This window comes from Klebsiella sp. JN_Kp121, from assembly GCF_040062145.1.
Classification (GTDB): Bacteria; Pseudomonadota; Gammaproteobacteria; order Enterobacterales; family Enterobacteriaceae; genus Klebsiella; species Klebsiella aerogenes.
This window is the reverse complement of the sequence record NZ_JBEAHX010000027.1, coordinates 24439-46195: the sequence shown is the minus strand read 5'-3', so window position 1 is coordinate 46195 and position 21757 is coordinate 24439. Positions and strand designations below refer to the sequence as shown.

At 54.1% G+C, this 21757-nt stretch carries 26 protein-coding genes; 18 read left to right on the top strand and 8 right to left on the bottom strand.

All coding sequences use genetic code 11. From position 1 onward, the window contains the following. Positions 1–47: 47 nt before the first annotated feature. On the bottom strand, positions 48–680 hold the full coding sequence (gene crp / locus ABLU86_RS18755) for a cAMP-activated global transcriptional regulator CRP (RefSeq protein ID WP_000242758.1): 633 nt from the start codon (positions 678–680) through the stop codon (positions 48–50). Between the two features lie 304 nt (positions 681–984). Between crp and ABLU86_RS18750 the strand changes: the two genes are divergently transcribed. Then, positions 985–1389, top strand: a complete 405-nt coding sequence (locus ABLU86_RS18750) for an OsmC family protein (RefSeq protein WP_015703648.1) — start codon at positions 985–987, stop codon at positions 1387–1389. A 62-nt stretch (positions 1390–1451) separates the two neighbouring features. Here ABLU86_RS18750 and ABLU86_RS18745 read toward each other — a convergent pair whose 3' ends face one another. From ABLU86_RS18745 to ABLU86_RS18730, 4 genes are all read right to left on the bottom strand, one after another. After that, positions 1452–2321: a phosphoribulokinase gene (locus ABLU86_RS18745; RefSeq protein ID WP_015369404.1), complete on the bottom strand. Its 870-nt coding sequence runs from the start codon at positions 2319–2321 to the stop codon at positions 1452–1454. Between the two features lie 72 nt (positions 2322–2393). Further along, entirely contained in the window at positions 2394–2612 is a 219-nt protein-coding gene (locus ABLU86_RS18740) for a YheU family protein (RefSeq protein ID WP_015369405.1), read from the bottom strand. Then, entirely contained in the window at positions 2609–3631 is a 1023-nt protein-coding gene (locus ABLU86_RS18735; RefSeq protein ID WP_015703647.1) for a hydrolase, read from the bottom strand. Before ABLU86_RS18735 ends, ABLU86_RS18740 begins: the two co-directional genes overlap by 4 nt. A gap of 80 nt (positions 3632–3711) precedes the next feature. Further along, positions 3712–4431 (bottom strand): NUDIX domain-containing protein, encoded by a 720-nt coding sequence (locus ABLU86_RS18730; protein ID WP_108684469.1) that lies wholly within the window; start codon positions 4429–4431, stop codon positions 3712–3714. A 197-nt stretch (positions 4432–4628) separates the two neighbouring features. Here ABLU86_RS18730 and prs point away from each other — a divergent pair, with 197 nt between their 5' ends. Both prs and ABLU86_RS18720 read left to right on the top strand, forming a co-directional pair. Next, positions 4629–5498 (top strand): ribose-phosphate diphosphokinase, encoded by an 870-nt coding sequence (gene prs, locus ABLU86_RS18725; RefSeq protein ID WP_139397217.1) that lies wholly within the window; start codon positions 4629–4631, stop codon positions 5496–5498. A gap of 4 nt (positions 5499–5502) precedes the next feature. Next, entirely contained in the window at positions 5503–6993 is a 1491-nt protein-coding gene (locus ABLU86_RS18720) for a nicotinate phosphoribosyltransferase (protein WP_139397215.1), read from the top strand. Between the two features lie 56 nt (positions 6994–7049). Here the strand turns inward: ABLU86_RS18720 and ABLU86_RS18715 are convergent, their stop codons facing one another. Further along, a complete protein-coding gene (locus tag ABLU86_RS18715) occupies positions 7050–8954 on the bottom strand; it encodes an ABC transporter ATP-binding protein (protein ID WP_151085437.1) in 1905 nt (634 codons plus the stop codon). Between the two features lie 173 nt (positions 8955–9127). Between ABLU86_RS18715 and kefG the strand changes: the two genes are divergently transcribed. From kefG to slyD, 4 genes are all read left to right on the top strand, one after another. After that, complete coding sequence (gene kefG, locus ABLU86_RS18710; RefSeq protein ID WP_015369408.1) at positions 9128–9691, top strand: glutathione-regulated potassium-efflux system ancillary protein KefG; 564 nt, start codon at positions 9128–9130, stop codon at positions 9689–9691. Continuing rightward, positions 9678–11483, top strand: a complete 1806-nt coding sequence (kefB, locus tag ABLU86_RS18705) for a glutathione-regulated potassium-efflux system protein KefB (protein WP_348796413.1) — start codon at positions 9678–9680, stop codon at positions 11481–11483. The genes kefG and kefB overlap by 14 nt, the downstream gene beginning before the upstream one ends. Before the next feature lie 13 nt (positions 11484–11496). Continuing rightward, positions 11497–11697: a YheV family putative zinc ribbon protein gene (locus ABLU86_RS18700; RefSeq protein ID WP_004106389.1), complete on the top strand. Its 201-nt coding sequence runs from the start codon at positions 11497–11499 to the stop codon at positions 11695–11697. Positions 11698–11791: 94 nt separating this feature from the next. Next, positions 11792–12382: a peptidylprolyl isomerase gene (slyD, locus tag ABLU86_RS18695; protein ID WP_015369410.1), complete on the top strand. Its 591-nt coding sequence runs from the start codon at positions 11792–11794 to the stop codon at positions 12380–12382. 57 nt (positions 12383–12439) lie between these two features. Here slyD and ABLU86_RS18690 read toward each other — a convergent pair whose 3' ends face one another. Next, positions 12440–12658: a protein SlyX gene (locus ABLU86_RS18690; RefSeq protein WP_015369411.1), complete on the bottom strand. Its 219-nt coding sequence runs from the start codon at positions 12656–12658 to the stop codon at positions 12440–12442. Between the two features lie 221 nt (positions 12659–12879). Between ABLU86_RS18690 and fkpA the strand changes: the two genes are divergently transcribed. The 11 genes from fkpA (at position 12880) to bfr (ending at position 21083) form a co-directional block, all read left to right on the top strand. Then, a complete protein-coding gene (gene fkpA / locus ABLU86_RS18685) occupies positions 12880–13698 on the top strand; it encodes an FKBP-type peptidyl-prolyl cis-trans isomerase (RefSeq protein WP_015369412.1) in 819 nt (272 codons plus the stop codon). 166 nt (positions 13699–13864) lie between these two features. Beyond that, the gene (locus ABLU86_RS18680) at positions 13865–14587 is read left to right on the top strand and encodes a transcriptional regulator (protein ID WP_004868391.1); all 723 of its coding nucleotides are present in this window, start codon (positions 13865–13867) and stop codon (positions 14585–14587) included. Then, entirely contained in the window at positions 14587–14973 is a 387-nt protein-coding gene (gene tusD, locus ABLU86_RS18675; RefSeq protein WP_015703643.1) for a sulfurtransferase complex subunit TusD, read from the top strand. The genes ABLU86_RS18680 and tusD overlap by 1 nt, the downstream gene beginning before the upstream one ends. Beyond that, complete coding sequence (gene tusC, locus ABLU86_RS18670) at positions 14973–15332, top strand: sulfurtransferase complex subunit TusC (protein WP_015369414.1); 360 nt, start codon at positions 14973–14975, stop codon at positions 15330–15332. The genes tusD and tusC overlap by 1 nt, the downstream gene beginning before the upstream one ends. A gap of 7 nt (positions 15333–15339) precedes the next feature. Beyond that, entirely contained in the window at positions 15340–15627 is a 288-nt protein-coding gene (gene tusB / locus ABLU86_RS18665) for a sulfurtransferase complex subunit TusB (protein ID WP_015369415.1), read from the top strand. A 124-nt stretch (positions 15628–15751) separates the two neighbouring features. Beyond that, positions 15752–16126 carry a 30S ribosomal protein S12 gene (rpsL, locus tag ABLU86_RS18660; protein ID WP_000246815.1) on the top strand — a complete coding sequence of 125 codons (375 nt, stop codon included), beginning with the start codon at positions 15752–15754 and terminating at the stop codon, positions 16124–16126. A 95-nt stretch (positions 16127–16221) separates the two neighbouring features. Beyond that, positions 16222–16692, top strand: coding sequence for a 30S ribosomal protein S7 (gene rpsG, locus ABLU86_RS18655; protein ID WP_015369416.1), 471 nt, complete (start codon positions 16222–16224; stop codon positions 16690–16692). Positions 16693–16788: 96 nt separating this feature from the next. Then, complete coding sequence (fusA, locus tag ABLU86_RS18650) at positions 16789–18903, top strand: elongation factor G (protein WP_015369417.1); 2115 nt, start codon at positions 16789–16791, stop codon at positions 18901–18903. Positions 18904–18972: 69 nt separating this feature from the next. Continuing rightward, complete coding sequence (gene tuf / locus ABLU86_RS18645; RefSeq protein ID WP_015369418.1) at positions 18973–20157, top strand: elongation factor Tu; 1185 nt, start codon at positions 18973–18975, stop codon at positions 20155–20157. A 180-nt stretch (positions 20158–20337) separates the two neighbouring features. Next, positions 20338–20532, top strand: a complete 195-nt coding sequence (gene bfd / locus ABLU86_RS18640; RefSeq protein ID WP_015369419.1) for a bacterioferritin-associated ferredoxin — start codon at positions 20338–20340, stop codon at positions 20530–20532. 74 nt (positions 20533–20606) lie between these two features. Beyond that, on the top strand, positions 20607–21083 hold the full coding sequence (gene bfr, locus ABLU86_RS18635; RefSeq protein WP_015369420.1) for a bacterioferritin: 477 nt from the start codon (positions 20607–20609) through the stop codon (positions 21081–21083). On the opposite strand, the gene ABLU86_RS18630 is transcribed toward bfr, so the two are convergent. Further along, positions 21067–21549: an A24 family peptidase gene (locus ABLU86_RS18630; protein ID WP_015369421.1), complete on the bottom strand. Its 483-nt coding sequence runs from the start codon at positions 21547–21549 to the stop codon at positions 21067–21069. The two genes, bfr and ABLU86_RS18630, sit on opposite strands and share 17 nt — an antisense overlap. Between the last annotated feature and the right edge of the window lie 208 nt (positions 21550–21757).

Sequence of the window (21757 nt, the reverse complement as noted above, 5' to 3'; positions counted from 1 at the left end):
AGAAACAAAAACGGCGTACTGCGCGGAGCAATACGCCGTTTAGCGACTTAACGGGTACCGTAGACGACGATAGTTTTACCGTGTGCCGAGATCAGGTTTTGATCTTCCAGCATCTTCAGAATACGGCCGACGGTTTCACGAGAGCAACCGACGATCTGGCCAATTTCCTGGCGGGTGATTTTGATCTGCATCCCGTCCGGGTGAGTCATGGCATCAGGCTGTTTCGCCAGATTCAGTAAGGTCTGAGCGATACGGCCCGTCACGTCGAGGAAAGCAAGGTTACCGACTTTCTCGGAAGTGACCTGCAGACGACGCGCCATCTGCGAAGAAAGGCGCATCAGGATGTCCGGGTTCACCTGGATTAACTGACGGAATTTTTTGTAAGAGATCTCGGCCACTTCACATGCGGTTTTCGCACGTACCCAGGCACTACGTTCCTGACCTTCTTCAAACAGGCCTAATTCACCGATGAAATCGCCCTGGTTGAGGTAAGAGAGGATCATCTCTTTACCTTCTTCATCCTTGATGAGTACAGCCACGGAGCCTTTTACGATGTAGTAAAGCGTTTCCGCTTTCTCACCCTGGTGAATCAGCGTGCTCTTTGATGGGTACTTATGAATGTGGCAATGAGACAAGAACCATTCAAGGGTAGGGTCTGTTTGCGGTTTGCCAAGCACCATGCGCGGTTATCCTCTGTTATAAGCTATCTCCGGACGCCGACACTACACGGCATCCGGGCATGCAATCGTATTTTTCCCTATGCCTGGGAAGCTGGCTGCTCAATTTATGCAGCCTGTAATGTGAACTCCTCAGCATACATGCGGTACATCAATGTATTACTGTAGCATCCAGACTGTTTTAGCATAGCTTTCACCGCATGTCTCCTGGTGTCTCGCTTCAGCATGACCCAGGTCGCCTTCCGTTGCGAGATTTGTTATGTGCGCGTAATCTGTCAGGAAAATTGCAACAGCGGAGTTAAATTTTATGCAAGCGCGTGTGAAATGGGTGGAAGGTCTAACCTTCATCGGTGAGTCGGCCTCCGGCCACCAGATTTTAATGGATGGCAACTCCGGGGACAAAGCGCCCAGCCCGATGGAGATGGTGTTAATGGCGGCGGGCGGCTGTAGCGCAATTGACGTGGTGTCTATCCTGCAAAAAGGGCGTCAAAACGTCACTAACTGCGAAGTGAAGCTGACCTCCGAACGCCGTGAAGAGGCGCCGCGCCTGTTCACTCATATCAATCTGCACTTTATCGTCACCGGTAAAGAGCTGAAGGATGCGGCGGTGTCCCGTGCGGTGGATTTATCCGCGGAGAAGTACTGCTCGGTGGCGTTGATGCTGGAAAAGGCGGTCAACATCACCCACTCTTACGAAGTCATCGAAGCCTGAGGCGAATTGACGTAGCGGGACACTAACCCCGGCAGCACGGCGACCGGGGTTTTATTTTGCCCTTAACTAATGGTTTTGCCTTCCATCAAGCGCTCGACCAGCGGCGCCATAATGAGCTCCATCGCCAGCCCCATCTTACCGCCCGGCACCACCAGGGTGTTCATATGCGAGATAAACGACCCCTGTAGCATCGCCAACAGCCAGGGATAATCAATCCCCTGCAAATTGCGGAAGTGAATCACCACGAAGCTTTCGTCGAGCGATGGAATACCTTTGGCGGCAAACGGATTCGAGGTATCGACCGTCGGCACGCGCTGGAAGTTGATATGGGTACGTGAGAACTGGGGGGTGATGAAATTGATGTAGTCCTCCATCGAACGCACCACTGAGTCCATCACCGCTTCGCGCGAATGGCCGCGTTCGCTGGTATCGCGAATGAGCTTCTGAATCCATTCGAGGTTGACGATCGGCACCACGCCGACCAGCAGGTCGACATGTTTCGCCACGTCATGCTGCGGCGTCACCACGCCGCCGTGCAGCCCCTCATAAAACAGCACGTCGGTCGGTTCAGGCAGCGGCTGCCACGGGGTAAAGGTGCCGGGAACCTGATTCCAGGGAACCGCTTCATCATAGGTATGGAGATATTTTCGCGACTGGCCCTTGCCGAATTCGCCGTACTCTAAAAAGGTGCGTTCAAGCAGGCTGAAGTCGTTGGCCTCCGGGCCGAAGTAGCTGATGTGTTTGCCCTGATCGCGCGCTTTGCGGATCGCCATGTCCATTTCCGGGCGAGTATAGCGATGGAAGCTATCCCCTTCGACCTCCGCGGCATGCAGGTTCAGTTGCGAGAAAATTTTGCGAAACGCGAGGCTGGTGGTGGTGGTGCCCGCGCCGCTGGAGCCCGTGACTGCGATCACTGGATGTTTGGCAGACATAACAACTCCCTGATTAAGTGATGGTGTGTCGCCGTATCGCGCCAGGCTCTCGCGGTTAGAGGGGCATGGCGCTTAGCCGTTAAACATCTTGCGGGGCATGATGTTGACCGTCTCGTGCAGTTCTGACCACACCAGTACGGCCTCCCCGGTTTTAAGCTGCTGTTTTACATCGGCGACTTTATCGGCAAGCGAACGTTCATGTTCACCATAATCGGTGCCTTCGCGCAACACAAAGCTTTCAATCAGATTATCCAGCGTTTCGGGATCGAGATCCTGCCAGGGAATAATCATGCTTGTCCTCCCAGCCAGCGGGTTAACCAATCCGGAATACGTTGCTCCAGCCACATTTGCGGTTTTCGCAGCGTACCGCCGACAAAGCCAACGTGGCCGCCTTGTTCCGTGAGCTGATATTCGACGTTAGCCGGCAGCTGTTCCTGCGGCGGTATTGAATGATGGTCCATAAATGGATCGTCTTTTGCGTGAATGATCAGCGTCGGCTTGGTGATATCGCTTAAGCGCGGCATCGCGCTGCACTGTCGGTAATAGTCTAGCGCATCGGCGAAACCGTGGATTTTGGCGGTGATCATGTCGTCGAATTCGCGGATGCGGCGCATGCTTTTGAGCTGGCGAAGATCCACCGGCAGCGAGCCTGGATAGGCTTTCAGCTTGCGCGAGGCGTTGGCTTTCAGCAGGTTGAGCAGGTAACGCTGATAGACGCGCGAAAATCCTTTATCCATATGGTAGCTGCAGGCTTCCAGCATAAAGGGCGCCGAGACAATGACGGCCGCATCGAGCGGAATATTGTCGCCTTCTTTCGCCAGCAGACAGCCCAGCATGTTGCCGCCAAGCGAATAGCCTACCGCCGCCGTCGGCGCGGCGCCGAATTCACGCCGCAACCAGTGCAGGAACCAGGTGCCGTCTTCCGTTTCGCCAGAGTGATAAATACGACTGTTGCGATTCGGCTCGCCGCTGCAGCCGCGAAAATGCATCACCACCCCGAGCCAGCCGCGCTGCATGGCGGCGTGAATTAAACCGTGGGCGTAAGGGCTGTGCAGGCTGCCTTCCAGACCGTGAAAGACCACCAGTCGCGGTTTGTGGCGCGCGCCGGCGGGGTCTTCGCTCCAGGCCAGATCGACGAAATCGCCATCCGGCAGCTCAAGGCGCTGCCAGTGCGGCGTAAATCGGAGCTTGCGGCGGATGATCCGCGGCAGCATGGTTTGCAGATGACGATTGCCCACGCCGCGCATCGGATGGAATTCGCGCGAATCGTTATCGGGGGGCGTCACTGCTGTCGGGGTTATTTCAACCATAGTACCAGGATTATTAAGAAACTTTTAGAACACTATACCGCGCATAAAAGTGGGCGGTTAGCCAATATGTGGTCTTGCGGCTAATCGGCAAGCAGATTGCGCGAGAAGAGGTGGATATCCGCACCGGGCTTGAGCCGCCACAATCGCGCCTTTCGCGCCCCTGTCGCCAGCGTTTCTCCGGTTTCTTCGAACATGCCGGAGGCCTCAAAACGGCGGATTAGGCTTTTACGCTGAATCGGCTGGCCGAGGATGATTTCGGTCGCTTCCTGCAACTGGCCGTGGGTAAAGGTATCCCCCAAACAGTAAACAGGCAATAACGAATACATCGTTTTCTGGCGCAGGCGCTCCAGCGCGGCGCTGACTATCTGCCGATGATCGAAGGCAAGGTGATACTCATCAAGCTGCTGGACCGGCACCCAGCGGGCGTCGCTGACGCTGGCGATATGCGGCTGACAATCGACCCAGGCGATTAGCGCGAACCAGGCAACGGTCAGGCTCCAACCGCGCGGATCGCGGTCCGGTCCGGAAAAGGTACCGAACTGCTCCAGCCATGAAGGGGAAATGCCGGTTTTTTCCGTCAGCTTCCGCAGCGCCGTAGTGCGGGTGGACTCATCGTGGCCCGTATCGATAAATCCGCCGGGCAGCCCCCATGCGCCTTGCTGTGGCGGATTCGCGCGTTCAACCAACAGTACGCACAGCGCTCCCTGATGAAGGGTAAACAGCACGCTGTCGACGGTCACCAGCGGTGAAGGAAAACGGCTGGCGTCGTAGTGGTTGAGGTAATCGGCGTCGGTGGTCATAACATGCTCGCTGCGCAATAAGAACGCCGACAAGTGTACCAGCCCCCTTCAGAGCGGCAAGTGGCTATTTTTTCCTTCTATCTTTCAATTGGTTAATTCTTTTTCGTCGCGGAACGATATTTAATGCTTGCATGAATAGTGTCTTAAGGACATTATCAATTGTGTCCAAGAGACATAATTTAGGCGAGGAGGCCATCATGAGCGAAAAATTCACACTTTTGCTGGACGATACAGCGGTAACCCTTGCCAGCGGCGTCTTCCCTGATGGCGCAGGCTGGCTGAAAGTGACCGGTGAGCTGCCGGCCTCCGCCGCGTTAATGCGCATTCGGGCGGTCGCGCTACGTGATATGAATGATTTTATGCTGCTGGCCCAGTTGGTGGAGGCCGTTCGCCATGTGACCGATGTCGCCTTCAGCCATCTGGAGCTGCCATGGCTGCCGTGGGCGCGCCAGGATCGCCATATGGTGCCAGGCGACAGCTTTGCGCTGAAAGTTTTTGCACAGCAGCTGAATACACTGGGATTCGACAAAATTGTAGTCCTCGACCCGCATAGTGAGGCGGCGGCGGCGGCGGTAAACAACCTGGTCGCGATTAGCCAACAACAGTGCATGCTGCAGAACTCCCATCTGCGACGTGCCATCGCCGCCGGGAAGTTAATGCTGGTGGCGCCGGATGCTGGAGCGTTAAAGAAAATTCAGTATGTCGCTAAAGCCTGTGGCGCCAGCGAGTTTGCGATCCTCAGTAAGGAGCGAGATGTCGCTAGCGGCGCGTTAACAGGCTTTTCGCTGCTGGCCGGAGAGGTGGCGGGTAAAGCGGTACTGATCGTTGATGATCTTTGCGATGCCGGTGGAACGTTTATCGGCTCGGCGCAGGTCCTGCGTGACGCCGGCGCGCGTAGCGTTAGCCTGTACGTGACGCATGGCGTCTTTTCTAAAGGCATTACGCATCTATTGAATAATGGCATCGATGCCATTTACTCCACCACCTCTTATTCCTCTGCGGCTTTAGTCCATCCACAGCTGGAACTGATTGATATTGAAACCATTTACCGCGCTTATTGGGGATAACAAAATGAAAATGAATCCGATTCTGGCTATCGATGGTTATAAAGTTTCCCATCGCGTTCAGTATCCACAGGGGACGACTAAGGTCTATTCGAATTTTACGCCGCGCGGCGACCGTTTCTTTCAGTCGCCGCTAGCGGATGGCAAGTTGGTATTCTTCGGCTTACAGGGTTTTTTACAGTGGTTCCTCATCGATCTGTTTAACGAGGGCTTTTTCGCTCGTCCGGAAGAGGAAGTGGTCAGCGAGTATAAGCAGGTTATGGACGGCTACCTGGGACGGGATAGTGTCGCGGTAGATCATATCCGCGAGCTGCATCAGCTAGGCTACCTGCCGCTGCACATCAAAGCGCTGGATGAGGGCACGAAAGTGCCGATGAAGGTACCGGTTTTAACCATCACCAATACCCTGCCGCAGTTTTTCTGGCTGGTGAACTATCTGGAGACGGTCCTTTCGGCAGAACTGTGGAAAACGTCAACTAATGCCACTATCGCGCATCACTATCGTCTGATCTGCGAACGCTGGGCGGAGCAAACCTGTAGCGATTTGACACATCTGGATTTTCAATGCCACGACTTTTCGTTTCGCGGCATGTCCGGGCTACATGACGCCGCACAGTCTGGCAGCGGGCATCTGATTAGCTTTAAAGGGACGGATAGCCTGCCTGCGCTGCTCTACGCTCGTGATTACTATACTCGGGGTGAAGAAGACACGATCGGCGCCAGCATCCCCGCTACCGAGCATAGCGTGATGTGTATGGGCGAGCGGGATCGGGAGATAGAAACTTTTCGCCGGCTCATCTCTGACGTCCACCCGCAGGGGTTTGTCTCTATTGTTTCCGATACCTGGGATTACTGGCAGGTACTGACCGAGTATACCCGCGAACTGAAAGCCGTCATTATGCAACGCCAGGGACGTGTGGTATTCCGACCGGACAGCGGCGATCCGGTGGCTATCCTCTGCGGCACTGCCGCCGATGATGATACCCGCAGCGATCGTCGCGCCGAGGAGAAAGGTTCGGTTGAGGTGCTGTGGGAAATCTTTGGCGGGACGATTAACGAGAAGGGGTATAAGGTGCTGGACCCCCACGTAGGTCTGATTTATGGCGATTCTATTACGCTTGCGAGAGCGGATGAGATCCTGCGTCGCCTGGAAGCTAAAGGCTTTGCCAGCGCTAACGTGGTATTCGGGGTGGGTTCATATACCTACCAGTACAATACGCGTGATACTTTCGGCTTTGCGATGAAAGCCACCTGGGGGGAAGTGAATGGCGAAGGAAGAGCGCTCTTTAAGGAGCCAAAAACCGACAACGGCCTGAAACGTTCTGCGCGCGGGCTGTTACGCGTAGCGCGCGATGCCAGCGGCGAGCTACGGCTGCATGACGATCAAAGCCAGGAGCAAGAAGGTCAGGGAGAGCTAACCACTCGTTTCCTTGATGGCCAGCTGTTTGGTTACGAATCATTGTCACAGATCCGCGCCCGGCTGGCGGCGCAGCGTTGATGCCAGGCGAATGAAAAAAGGCGGGATATCCCGCCTTTTGTTGTCACTGTCTTGCATTAACCTTCCTGCAGCATCCGCTCCAGCTGTTCCTGCGCGTCCAGCCACGCCATTTCACACTCTTCGAGCCCTGATTTGGCGCTCGCCTGCTGCTGCAGGCACGCGGTTAATTCCGCTTTGCGCGAGGCGTCATATAACTCGCTGTCGCCCAGTTTCTCTTCCGCCTGCGCCAGCTGCGCGTTGAGTTTATCCATCTCTTTTTCCAGCCGGGCGATCTCTTTACGCAGCGGTTGCGTTTGCGTGCGCAGTTCGGCTTCGCGGCGTTTTTGATCCTTACGCGCTTGCGCGCTGTTGCCGTTATCCTTCGGCGCTTCAGAAGTCTGGTTTTCCTGCTTCTGCGAATCACTCAGCCACTGCTGATAATCTTCCAGATCGCCATCAAACGGTTCAACTTTACCGTCGTGTACGAGATACAGATCGTCAGTGGTGGAGCGGATCAGGTGACGATCGTGCGAGACCACGACCAGCGCCCCTTCGAAGTCGATCAGCGCTTCGGTTAAGGCCTGACGCATATCAAGATCAAGGTGGTTGGTCGGTTCATCGAGCAGCAGTAGGTTAGGGCGCTGCCAGACGATTAACGCCAGCACCAGGCGCGCTTTTTCGCCGCCGGAGAAACGGCGGGTCTCTTCGCTGACTTTATCCCCCTGGAATCCAAAGCCGCCGAGGTAGTCGCGCAGTTTTTGTTCCAGCTCCTGCGGCGCCAGGCGGGCCAGATGCTGTATCGGCGACTCATCGGCGCGCAGGAATTCGAGCTGATGCTGGGCGAAGTAACCGAGCTTAATCCCTTTCGCCAGGCCAATTTCACCGGACAGCGGCTGTAACTCACCGGCCAGCAGCTTAATCAGCGTTGATTTACCGGCGCCGTTGCGCCCCAGCAGACCGATACGCGAACCGGGCACCAGGTTCAGCTTGATGGAGTCGAGAATAATCCGTTCGCCGTAGCCGGCGCTGACTTTTTCCATCTTGAGTAACGGGTTCGGCAGGCTTTCCGGCGCGCGGAAGCTGAAGTGGAACGGGTTATCGACGTGCGCCGGAGCGATAAGCTCCATGCGCTCAAGCATTTTGATACGGCTCTGCGCCTGCTTCGCTTTGGTGGCCTTGGCGCGGAAGCGGTCGATATAGCTCTGCAAGTGGGCTACGCGCTGCTGCTGGCTTTCATACATGGCCTGCTGCTGCGACAGACGGGTCGCGCGCTGGATTTCAAACGAGCTGTAGTTACCGGTGTATTCGAACATCGTTTGCTGTTCGATATGAATAATTTTATCGACGATCGGATCGAGGAAATCACGATCGTGGGAAATCAGGATCAGCGTACCGGTATAGCCTTTCAGCCATTTTTCCAGCCAGATCACCGCATCAAGATCGAGGTGGTTGGTCGGTTCGTCGAGCAGCAGCAGGTCGGAACGGCAGATCAGCGCCTGCGCGAGGTTTAAGCGCATACGCCAGCCGCCGGAGAAATCACTGACCGGGCGCTCAAGCTGCTCGTTACTGAAACCAAGGCCGTGTAGCAGGCTGGCGGCGCGGGAACGAATCGTCCAGGCGTCAATGGCATCCAGCTTACCGTGGACGGTAGCGATGGCGTGGCCGTCGTCACGCTCATTGGCCTGCTGTAAATCGGCTTCCAGCTTGCGGAACTCGCGATCGCCATCAATAACATAATCAATAGCCGGTTGCGGCAGGGCCGGCGTTTCCTGATTAACCCACGCCAGCTGCCAGTTGCTCGGGAAGGCCATGGAGCCGCCGTCGGCGCTTATCTCGTTTTTCAAAAGCGAAAGCAACGTAGATTTACCGCAGCCGTTTTTACCCACCAGACCGACCTTCTGGCCAGGATTGATGGTGGCGGTGGCGTTGTCCAGCAGGACGCGTACGCCGCGACGAATTTGTAACGAGGAGAAAACAATCATAAGGCGCCGTATGTTCAGACTATGTTAATTTGTCTTTATGATAATGTAGTGTGGAAGCGAAACGCTCCATAGGGCCGCAATGGTAGCCCAAAATGAAGACGATAGACAAAGTCATTCTGGTTGCGTCGAGACGCAGCCGCTTCGCAAGCCGCCAGATGACGTTCGGGAGGGGAATGATGTCTCAGACAGCGAAAGTGTTGCTGCTGTATGCCCACCCAGAATCTCAGGATTCCGTGGCCAACCGGGTTTTGCTTGAACCGGCCTTACAGTTGCCGAATGTCACCGTGCACGATCTTTATGCGCACTATCCAGATTTTTTTATTGATATCGCCCATGAGCAGGATCTCCTGCGTCAGCATCAGGTGATTGTTTTCCAACATCCGCTGTATACGTGGAGCTGCCCGGCATTGTTGAAAGAGTGGCTGGACCGGGTGCTGAGCCGCGGCTTCGCCAGCGGCGCGGGAGGAAATCAACTGGCGGGAAAGTACTGGCGTAGCGTGATCACCACCGGCGAGCCGGAGAGCGCTTACCGCCGCGATGCTAATCGCTATCCGATGAATGATATTCTGCGCCCTTTTGAGTTAACGGCCGGCATGTGCCGCATGCACTGGCTGAGTCCGATTATTGTCTACTGGGCGCGCCGACAGCGGCCGGAAGATTTGCAAAGCCACGCCCGCGCATATCGTGATTGGCTCGCGAATCCTGTTGCTACAGGAGGCGTCAATGGCGGGAGCTGATTTGCTATTAGCGGGGGTACTGTTTTTGTTTGCCGCCGTGGTGGCGGTACCGCTGGCGGCCCGGCTGGGCATTGGCGCCGTGCTCGGCTACCTGCTGGCCGGGATTGCAATTGGCCCGTGGGGGCTTGGCTTTATTAGCGATGTGGATGAAATTCTCCATTTTTCCGAGCTGGGCGTTGTATTCCTGATGTTCATCATCGGCCTTGAGCTTAATCCGGCCAAATTGTGGCAACTGCGCAACTCGATATTCGGCGTCGGCGCGGCGCAGGTGCTGTTTAGCGCGGCGATCCTCGGCGGATTGCTGGTGGTCACCGGGTTTTCGTGGCAGGCGGCCGTGGTGGGCGGTATTGGGTTAGCAATGTCCTCTACCGCAATGGCGCTGCAGCTGATGCGCGAGAAGGGAATGAGCCGTAACGAATCCGGCCAGCTGGGCTTTTCAGTTCTGTTATTTCAGGATTTAGCGGTGATCCCGGCGCTGGCGCTGGTCCCGCTGCTCGCCGGACACGGCGACGATAACTTCAACTGGATGTCGGTGGGGATGAAGGTGCTGGCTTTCGCCGGCATGCTGATTGGCGGCCGTTTTCTGCTGCGTCCGGTTTTCCGTTTTATCGCCGGTTCCGGCGTGCGTGAGGTATTTACCGCCGCCACGCTGCTGCTGGTGCTGGGTTCCGCGCTGTTTATGGACGCCCTGGGGCTGTCAATGGCGCTGGGGACGTTTATCGCCGGCGTGCTGCTGGCGGAAAGCGAATATCGCCACGAGCTGGAAATCGCTATTGAGCCGTTTAAAGGCTTGCTGCTGGGGCTGTTTTTTATCTCCGTCGGCATGGCGCTGAATCTTGGCGTGCTATATACCCATCTGTTGTGGGTCGCGCTGAGCGTTGCCGCGCTGGTGGCGGTTAAAGCGTTGGTGCTTTATGTATTGGCCCGGCTATATGGTTTGCGCAGCTCCGAGCGCACGCAGTTCGCCGGCGTATTGAGCCAGGGCGGCGAGTTCGCCTTTGTTCTCTTTTCCATGCCGGCTTCGCAGAAGCTGTTCCATAACGATCAAATGGCGCTGCTGCTGGTTACCGTAACCTTATCGATGATGACCACGCCGCTCCTGATGAAGGTCATTGATAAAGTGCTGTCGCGACGGCTTAACCCGGCGGAGGATACCGATGAGGCGCCATGGGTCGAGGATGATAAGCCACAGGTGATTATCGTTGGCTTCGGGCGTTTTGGTCAGGTGATTGGGCGCCTGCTGATGGCCAATAAAATGCGTATTACCGTGCTTGAATGCGATATCAGCGCGGTCAACCTGATGCGCAAATATGGCTACAAAGTCTATTTCGGCGATGCGACGCAGCTTGAGCTGCTGCGTTCGGCGGGGGCGGAAGAGGCGCAGTCTATTGTGATTACCTGCAACGAGCCGGAAGATACCATGAAGCTGGTGGAGATGTGCCAACAGCATTTTCCCCACCTCCATATTCTGGCGCGTGCGCGGGGGCGCGTAGAGGCGCATGAGCTATTACAGGCCGGCGTGACGCAATTCTCGCGAGAAACCTTCTCCAGCGCCCTGGAATTGGGGCGCAAGGCGCTGGTGACCCTGGGAATGCATCCGCATCAGGCGCAGCGCGCGCAGTTACACTTTCGACGCCTCGATATGCGAATGCTGCGCGAGTTAATGCCAGTGCATACTGATACCGTACAGATATCCCGCGTGCGGGAGGCCCGGCGCGAGCTGGAAGAGATTTTTGAGCGTGAAATGCAGAAAGAAAGCCGGCAGCTGGACGGCTGGGACGAGTTTGAATAGAAGGTAGAACAAAATGGCGGTACGTAAACGTTTTATTGCCGGCGCAAAATGCCCGGCGTGCCAGGCGCAGGATTCACTGGCGATGTGGCGCGAGAATAATGTCGATATTGTTGAGTGCGTTAAGTGCGGACATCAGATGCGCGAGGCCGATAAAGAGGTCCGCGAGCACGTTCGTAAAGAAGAGCAAGTGATCGGCATTTTTCATCCGGACTAGCGTTATCTGTCGCCTTTTTTTAAGCTAAAGGGTACACGGCTGCAGAATTCCGCTACAATCTGCGCCACTATTCTTCCCATGCTCAGGAGATATCATGAAAGTAGCAAAAGACCTGGTGGTCAGCCTGGCCTATCAGGTACGTACAGAAGACGGTGTGTTGGTTGATGAGTCTCCGGTGAGTGCGCCGCTGGACTACCTGCATGGTCACGGTTCCCTGATTTCCGGCCTGGAAAACGCATTAAACGGCCACGAAGTGGGCGACAAATTTGATGTCGAAGTCGGCGCGAATGACGCGTACGGCCAGTATGACGAAAACCTGGTTCAGCGCGTTCCTAAAGACGTTTTCATGGGCGTTGACGAACTGCAGGTTGGCATGCGCTTCCTGGCTGAAACCGACCAGGGTCCGGTACCGGTAGAAATCACCGAAGTCGGCGACGATTTCGTGGTGGTTGACGGCAACCACATGCTGGCTGGCCAGAATCTGAAGTTCAACGTAGAAGTTGTCGCCCTGCGCGAAGCCACTGCAGAAGAGCTGGAGCACGGTCACGTACACGGCGCTCATGGCCACGATCACGATCATGACCACGGTCATGACGGTTGCTGCGGCGGCCACGGCCACGATCATGGTCACGACCATGAACACGGCAAAGGTGGTTGCGGTAACGGTGGTTGCGGTTGCCACTAATGGCGTCGCGTTCGCGCGAATAGCCAAAAAAGCGGGGAAACCCGCTTTTTTTACGTCTCAATAATGCGGAGGCGGCGTCTCTTCAGACTGTGACGCGATGTGCGACGGCTGTGTCGCTTTCAATTTTTCGATCATCAAGCGCATATGTTCGCGCATTTTGGCCATTTCTATTTCATGCGCCGTGACGGTTTTGTTGAGGTCCTCGATGGTGATCTCCTGAAACGCCAGTCGGCTTTCCAGTTCCGCCAGACGCGTCTCCATTGTGCTATCGTTCATAGGTCGCCTCTTCTGTCTTGTTTGCGGGCGGATTCTACTCAAGTTTCCGCGTTAACGCAGCATCGTAACGTCAGAGAGGAAACTAATTCATACAAAAATAGTCTGAAATGAGGCGATATTCAGGTAGGTCCGTATGTAGATTTGTTCTGCAACGTTCTATAGTACGTTTTTTGCTTTTTATGATAACCCTGGGGTGAGATGCCCCGGCCCTGGAGAAATGGATGAAATCACTGTTTAAAGTAACGCTGCTGGCGACCACGATGGCCGTTGCCCTGAATGCACCGCTGACCTTTGCTGCCGATACCGCAGCGAAAGCCGCACCGGCGGCGGACAGCAAATCGGCATTTAAAAATGACGATCAAAAATCCGCTTATGCGCTGGGTGCATCCCTCGGCCGTTACATGGAAAACTCCCTGAAAGAACAAGAGAAGCTGGGTATCAAACTGGATAAAGACCAGCTGATTGCCGGTGTGCAGGATGCGTTTGCCGATAAGAGCAAACTGTCCGACAAAGAAATTGAAACCACTCTGCAGTCCTTTGAGACCCGTGTGAAAACCGCCGCTCAGCAGAAGATGGAAAAAGATGCGACCGAGAACGATGCCAAAGGCAAAGCGTTCCGTGACGCCTTCGCTAAAGAGAAGGGCGTGAAAACCTCTAAATCCGGCCTGATGTATAAAGTCGAGAAAGCCGGTACTGGCGATGCGCCGAAAGACAGCGATACCGTCGTGGTGAACTACAAAGGTACGCTGATCGACGGTAAAGAGTTCGATAACTCTTACACCCGCGGCGAGCCGCTCTCTTTCCGTCTTGATGGCGTTATTCCTGGCTGGACCGAAGGCCTGAAAAACATCAAAAAAGGCGGCAAAATCAAGCTGGTTATCCCACCAGATCTGGCCTACGGCAAAACTGGCGTTCCGGGTATCCCGGCTAACTCTACGCTGGTATTCGATGTAGAACTGCTGGATATCAAACCGGCTCCGAAGGCTGATGCTAAGCCAGAAGCCGCTGCCGAAGCACCGGCTGCAGACGCTAAGAAGTAATCTGCTATAAGCCGCCGCCTTCAGGGGCGGCGGCTTTTTTATTGGCTGTAGATATAATTAAAACTGGAAAATTCCTCAGGCGCTGTATTACTTTAGATAGCTTAATAATGATGATGAGCCTGCCCTGACGATAACGACAGGCTCCTGAAAAGGAGTGCTTTTTTACATGTCCAGGTCGCTTTTAACCAACGAAACCAGCGAGCTTGACCTGCTGGATCAACGTCCTTTCGACCAGACCGACTTCGATATCCTAAAATCCTATGAAGCGGTGGTGGACGGGTTAGCGATGCTCATTGGTTCCCATTGTGAAATCGTGCTGCACTCACTGCAGGATTTAAAATGCTCCGCTATTCGTATCGCTAACGGTGAACACACCGGCCGCCAAATTGGCTCGCCGATTACCGATCTGGCGTTACGTATGCTGCACGACATGACGGGAGCGGATAGCAGCGTATCGAAGTGCTATTTTACCCGCGCGAAAAGCGGTGTGCTGATGAAATCGGTGACTATTGCCATTCGCAACCGGGAACATCGGGTGATTGGTCTGCTTTGTATCAACATGAACCTTGATGTTCCGTTCTCGCAGATTATGAGCACTTTCATTCCGCCGGAGACGCCGGAAGTCAACTCGCAGGTCAACTTCGCCTCGTCGGTGGATGATCTGGTGGCGCAAACGCTGGAGTTCACCATTGAAGAGGTGAATGCCGATCGCAACGTATCGAATAACGCGAAAAACCGCCAAATCGTGCTGAATCTATACGAGAAAGGCATCTTCGATATCAAAGATGCGATTAACCAGGTAGCCGATCGCCTGAATATCTCTAAACACACGGTGTACCTCTACATCCGCCAGTTTAAAAGCGGAGATTTCCAGGGGCTCGATAAGTAATGCGTTTTGCCATCACCGTAACCGGGCCTGCCTACGGTACTCAGCAGGCCAGTAGCGCGTGGCAGTTTGCGCAGGCGGTTATTAACGCAGGACATGAACTGGCCTGCGTATTTTTCTATCGTGAAGGAGTCTACAACGCCAATCAGCTGACGGCTCCCGCCAGCGATGAGGTAGACCTGGTGCGTCACTGGCAGCGCCTGCATGATGAACATGCCGTTGCGCTGCACATTTGCGTGGCAGCGGCGCTACGCCGCGGCGTGACCGATGAACGCGAAGCGCAGCAGCTTGGTTTGCCGGCGCATAATCTGCAGACGGGATTTACCTTAAGCGGGTTAGGCGCGCTGGCTGAAGCGTCGTTAACCTGCGATAGAATGGTGCAGTTCTGATGAAACGCGTGGCTTTCGTATTTTCTTCCGCGCCGCACGGCAGCGCAGCCGGCAGGGAAGGGCTGGACGCCTTACTGGCGACCTCGGCGCTTACCGACGACCTCGGCGTCTTTTTTGTCGGCGACGGCGTGTTTCAGATTATCCCTGGCCAGCAGCCGGGAAAAATCCTCGCCCGTGATTATATCGCCACCTTCAAGCTGTTATCGCTGTATGACATCGAACAGTGTTGGTTATGCGCGGCGTCTGCCCGCGAGCGCGGCCTGGCCGCCGATACGCCGTGGGTGGTGGATGTAGAAAGCCTCGAGCCAGAAGCGCTGCGCGCCCGGCTTGATGAGTTCAACGTGATTCTACGATTCTGAGGCCCAGATGCTCCACACTCTAAGCGTCTCTCCCTGGCATGTCGATATCGACGCGATGCTGCGTCTGGTGAAGCCAGGCGACGATCTGCTCCTGCTCTCCGATGGCGTGGTCGCGGCGATTGACGGCGGCCGTTTCCTTGAAATCCTGCAATCCGCCCCCATAACCCTACATGCTCTGCAAGACGATATCGAAGCCCGCGGGCTGGCTGGTCAAATTGCGGACAGTGTCGTCAGGGTTGGCTATACTGATTTCGTCAGTCTTACGGTCAAACATGAAGGTCAGTTGGCCTGGTAATGGCGGGATCGTTGTATATTTCTTGACACCTTTTCGGCACCGCCCTAAAATTCTGCGTCCTCATATTATATGAGGCGATTTATTACGTGTTTACGAAGCAAAAGCTAAAACCAGGAGCTATTTAATGGCAACAGTTAACCAGCTGGTACGCAAACCACGCGCGCGCAAAGTTGCAAAGAGCAACGTGCCGGCGCTGGAAGCCTGCCCGCAGAAACGTGGCGTATGTACTCGCGTATATACCACCACTCCTAAGAAACCGAACTCCGCACTGCGTAAAGTTTGCCGTGTGCGTCTGACTAACGGTTTCGAAGTCACCTCCTACATCGGTGGTGAAGGTCACAACCTGCAGGAGCACTCCGTGATCCTGATCCGTGGCGGTCGTGTTAAAGACCTTCCGGGTGTTCGTTACCACACCGTTCGTGGTGCGCTTGACTGCTCCGGCGTTAAAGACCGTAAGCAGGCTCGCTCCAAGTACGGCGTGAAGCGTCCTAAGGCTTAATGGTTCTCCGTTAAGTAAGGCCAAACGTTTTATATTAATGTCAAACTAAACTCTTTGAGTTTTGGACAATCCTGAATTAACAACGGAGTATTTCCATGCCACGTCGTCGCGTCATTGGTCAGCGTAAAATTCTGCCGGATCCGAAGTTCGGATCAGAACTGCTGGCTAAATTTGTAAATATCCTGATGGTAGATGGTAAAAAATCTACTGCAGAAACTATCGTATACAGCGCGCTGGAGACCCTGGCTCAGCGCTCTGGTAAAACTGAACTGGAAGCCTTCGAAGTTGCGCTCGAAAACGTGCGCCCGACTGTCGAAGTTAAGTCCCGCCGCGTAGGTGGTTCTACTTATCAGGTTCCAGTTGAAGTACGTCCGGTTCGTCGTAATGCCCTGGCAATGCGTTGGATCGTTGAAGCTGCTCGTAAACGCGGTGATAAATCCATGGCTCTGCGCCTGGCGAACGAACTCACTGACGCTGCAGACAACAAAGGTACTGCAGTTAAGAAACGTGAAGACGTTCACCGTATGGCCGAAGCCAACAAGGCGTTCGCACACTACCGTTGGTAATCCCTTCGGAGTCATAGTCACCAGGCGGGCGTTTCAGATGAGTCGCCCGCTCTGGATAACTTAACTGAACGCCTAAAGAAATAAACGAGGAATCAAATGGCTCGTACAACACCCATCGCACGCTACCGTAACATCGGTATCAGTGCGCACATCGACGCCGGTAAAACCACTACTACCGAACGTATTCTGTTCTACACCGGTGTAAACCACAAAATCGGTGAAGTTCATGACGGCGCCGCTACCATGGACTGGATGGAGCAGGAGCAGGAACGTGGTATCACCATCACTTCCGCTGCGACTACTGCATTCTGGTCTGGTATGGCTAAACAGTATGAACCGCACCGTGTAAACATCATCGACACCCCGGGGCACGTTGACTTCACTATCGAAGTAGAACGTTCCATGCGTGTTCTTGATGGTGCGGTAATGGTTTACTGCGCAGTTGGTGGTGTTCAGCCGCAGTCTGAAACCGTATGGCGTCAGGCAAACAAATATAAAGTTCCACGCATTGCGTTCGTTAACAAAATGGACCGCATGGGTGCGAACTTCCTGAAAGTTGTTGGTCAGATCAAAACCCGTCTGGGCGCGAACCCGGTTCCGCTGCAGCTGGCAATTGGTGCTGAAGAAGGTTTCACCGGTGTTGTTGACCTGGTGAAAATGAAAGCCATCAACTGGAACGAAGCTGATGCAGGCGTTACCTTCGAATACGAAGATATCCCGGCTGACATGCAGGAACTGGCTGACGAATGGCACCAGAACCTGATCGAGTCCGCTGCGGAAGCTTCCGAAGAGCTGATGGAAAAATACCTGGGTGGCGAAGAACTGACTGAAGAAGAGATCAAAAAAGCTCTGCGTCAGCGCGTTCTGAACAACGAAATCATCCTGGTAACCTGTGGTTCTGCGTTCAAGAACAAAGGTGTTCAGGCGATGCTGGATGCGGTAATTGATTACCTGCCATCCCCGATCGATGTTCCGGCAATCAACGGCATCCTGGACGACGGTAAAGATACCCCGGCTGAGCGTCACGCAAGCGACGAAGAGCCGTTCTCTGCACTGGCGTTCAAAATCGCTACCGACCCGTTCGTTGGTAACCTGACCTTCTTCCGTGTGTACTCCGGTGTGGTTAACTCTGGTGATACCGTACTGAACTCCGTGAAAGCTGCACGTGAGCGTTTCGGTCGTATCGTTCAGATGCACGCTAACAAACGTGAAGAGATCAAAGAAGTTCGCGCGGGCGATATCGCTGCCGCTATCGGTCTGAAAGACGTAACCACTGGTGACACCCTGTGTGACCCGGATGCGCCGATCATTCTGGAGCGTATGGAATTCCCTGAGCCGGTAATCTCCATCGCCGTTGAGCCGAAAACCAAAGCTGACCAGGAAAAAATGGGTCTGGCTCTGGGTCGTCTGGCTAAAGAAGACCCGTCATTCCGCGTATGGACTGACGAAGAGTCTAACCAGACCATCATCGCCGGTATGGGTGAACTGCACCTCGACATCATCGTTGACCGTATGAAGCGTGAATTCAACGTTGAAGCGAACGTCGGTAAACCTCAGGTTGCTTACCGCGAAGCGATTCGCCAGAAAGTTACCGATGTTGAAGGTAAACACGCCAAGCAGTCTGGTGGTCGTGGTCAGTACGGTCACGTTGTGATCGACATGTACCCGCTGGAGCCGGGCTCTAACCCGAAAGGTTACGAGTTCATCAACGACATTAAAGGTGGTGTAATCCCTGGCGAATACATCCCGGCCGTTGATAAAGGCATCCAGGAACAGCTGAAAGCTGGTCCGCTGGCTGGCTACCCGGTAGTTGATATGGGTATCCGTCTGCACTTCGGTTCTTACCACGACGTTGACTCCTCTGAGCTGGCGTTTAAACTGGCCGCTTCTATCGCCTTTAAAGAAGGCTTTAAGAAAGCGAAACCAGTTCTGCTTGAGCCGATCATGAAGGTTGAAGTAGAAACTCCGGAAGAGAACACCGGTGACGTAATCGGTGACTTGAGCCGTCGTCGCGGCATGCTGCGCGGTCAAGAATCTGAAGTAACTGGCGTTAAGATCCACGCTGAAGTTCCGCTGTCTGAAATGTTCGGATATGCAACTCAGCTGCGTTCTCTGACCAAAGGTCGTGCATCATACACCATGGAATTCCTGAAGTATGATGATGCGCCGAACAACGTTGCTCAGGCCGTTATTGAAGCCCGTGGTAAATAATCCACAGGATTAAAACCTAAGTCCCGTGCTCTCTCCTGAGGGGAGAGCACTATAGTAAGGAATATAGCCGTGTCTAAAGAAAAATTTGAACGTACAAAACCGCACGTCAACGTTGGTACTATCGGCCACGTTGACCATGGTAAAACTACTCTGACCGCTGCAATCACCACCGTACTGGCTAAAACCTACGGCGGTGCTGCTCGCGCATTCGACCAGATCGATAACGCGCCGGAAGAAAAAGCTCGTGGTATCACCATCAACACTTCCCACGTTGAATATGACACCCCGACTCGCCACTACGCACACGTAGACTGCCCGGGCCACGCCGACTATGTTAAAAACATGATCACCGGTGCTGCTCAGATGGATGGCGCGATCCTGGTTGTTGCTGCGACTGACGGCCCGATGCCGCAGACTCGTGAGCACATCCTGCTGGGTCGTCAGGTAGGCGTTCCGTACATCATCGTGTTCCTGAACAAATGCGACATGGTTGATGACGAAGAGCTGCTGGAACTGGTTGAGATGGAAGTTCGTGAACTGCTGTCTCAGTACGATTTCCCGGGCGACGACACTCCGATCGTTCGTGGTTCTGCTCTGAAAGCGCTGGAAGGCGACGCAGAGTGGGAAGCGAAAATCATCGAACTGGCTGGCTTCCTGGATTCTTACATCCCAGAACCAGAGCGTGCGATTGACAAGCCGTTCCTGCTGCCGATCGAAGACGTATTCTCCATCTCCGGTCGTGGTACCGTTGTTACCGGTCGTGTAGAGCGCGGTATCATCAAAGTTGGTGAAGAAGTTGAAATCGTTGGTATCAAAGAAACCGCGAAAACCACCTGTACTGGCGTTGAAATGTTCCGCAAACTGCTGGACGAAGGCCGTGCTGGTGAGAACGTAGGTGTTCTGCTGCGTGGTATCAAACGTGAAGAAATCGAACGTGGTCAGGTACTGGCTAAGCCGGGCAGCATCAAGCCGCACACCAAGTTCGAATCTGAAGTGTACATCCTGTCCAAAGACGAAGGCGGCCGTCATACTCCGTTCTTCAAAGGCTACCGTCCGCAGTTCTACTTCCGTACTACTGACGTGACTGGTACCATCGAACTGCCGGAAGGCGTAGAGATGGTAATGCCGGGCGACAACATCAAAATGGTTGTTACCCTGATCCACCCGATCGCGATGGACGATGGTCTGCGTTTCGCAATCCGTGAAGGCGGCCGTACCGTTGGCGCGGGCGTTGTAGCTAAAGTTCTGGGCTAATTCGTTAGCTTTGAATTAAAAAGGGCGCTTCGGCGCCCTTTTTGCTGTCTATGATTTGGTGAAAAGCCGCGATGGTATAAATATTCATAAAGTGCGCCGCCAGGGATAATTAATAAACAGTCTATTGTAATCATAACTATTCTCATTTAAACTTTGTGCATAAATTGAACGGGAGTTTATATGTACGTTTGTTTGTGCAATGGCGTAAGCGATAAAAAAATCCGTCAGGTTGTGCGTCAATTTCAACCGCAATCTTTTCAACAATTACGCAAGTTTATTCCCGTTGGAAATCAATGCGGTAAGTGCGTCCGCGCGGCACGTGAAGTGATGGAAGATGAATTAACCAGCATGCCGGAATTCAAAGAAATCGCCTGATCGCGACTCTTCTCTTTTTGACATCCTTATAGCCCGGACTACGCTTCAATAAGTGGAAGCGGAGGGACTTTATAATGAAAGGTGATGTCAAAATCATAAGTTATCTCAATAAATTATTGGGAAACGAACTGGTCGCTATTAACCAGTATTTTCTTCATGCAAGAATGTTCAAGAACTGGGGCCTGATGCGCCTCAACGATATTGAATATCATGAATCTATCGATGAGATGAAACACGCCGATAAGTACATCGAGCGTATTTTGTTTCTTGAAGGGCTGCCTAACCTGCAGGATCTTGGCAAACTTGGCATCGGTGAGGATGTCGAAGAGATGCTGCAGTCTGACTTACGGCTGGAGCTCGAAGGCGCGCAAAACCTGCGTGAGGCAATCGCCTATGCCGACAGCGTTCATGATTATGTCAGTCGCGATATGATGATTGAAATCCTTGCCGATGAGGAAGGCCATATTGACTGGCTGGAAACCGAGTTAGATCTGATCGGCAAAATCGGTCTGCAAAATTACCTTCAATCGCAGATCAAAGTGTCAGACTAGCGAACGTCTGCCACCCGCACCAAAAACCCGCTGCAGTCAGAAATGGCCCAAACGGCAGCGGGTTGTTCAAACCCCATCGTTGTTGCTTACTCCTCCTGAACAACGCCAATATCACCCATGCCATACCGGCAAGCAGCGATGCGGCCAATACCAGCTGCGGCAACCTCTGCCAGCCATGCCAGGCGCCGAGGGCGGCAAGATATTTAATGTCGCCGTATCCTAATCCCTCATAGCCGCGAAACACCCTATATAGCCAGTAGAGCAGGGCAAAAATGAGATAGCCTGCAATTGCCCCCCAGACGGCATCCTCTAGCCGCTGCGGCGCCAGACACAGGTAAAAAACAAAACCGCTCCACAGCAGGGGACAGGTGAGGCTGTCAGGAAGAAGACCGCGAAGCAGGTCCTGCCGGCATAACGCCAGGGTTAATCCACAATAACAAACTAAGAAGGGGAGGACGGTAAGCATGGAACACTCCTGTTCGGGGATAATGCGCTCACATTGCTTATCGTCGCGCGTTAGCGCAACGCGCATTTGTGCAAGATGGATGGCGGCTTCCTGACTTATTTATCGTGGTATTGCATTGCCGAGCGCCTGGGCGAGAAGACGCGCAAATTATGGTGATGATTTTCTAATCAGCACTTGCGTCGCGCCTGAATTTGCGTATAATGCGCGG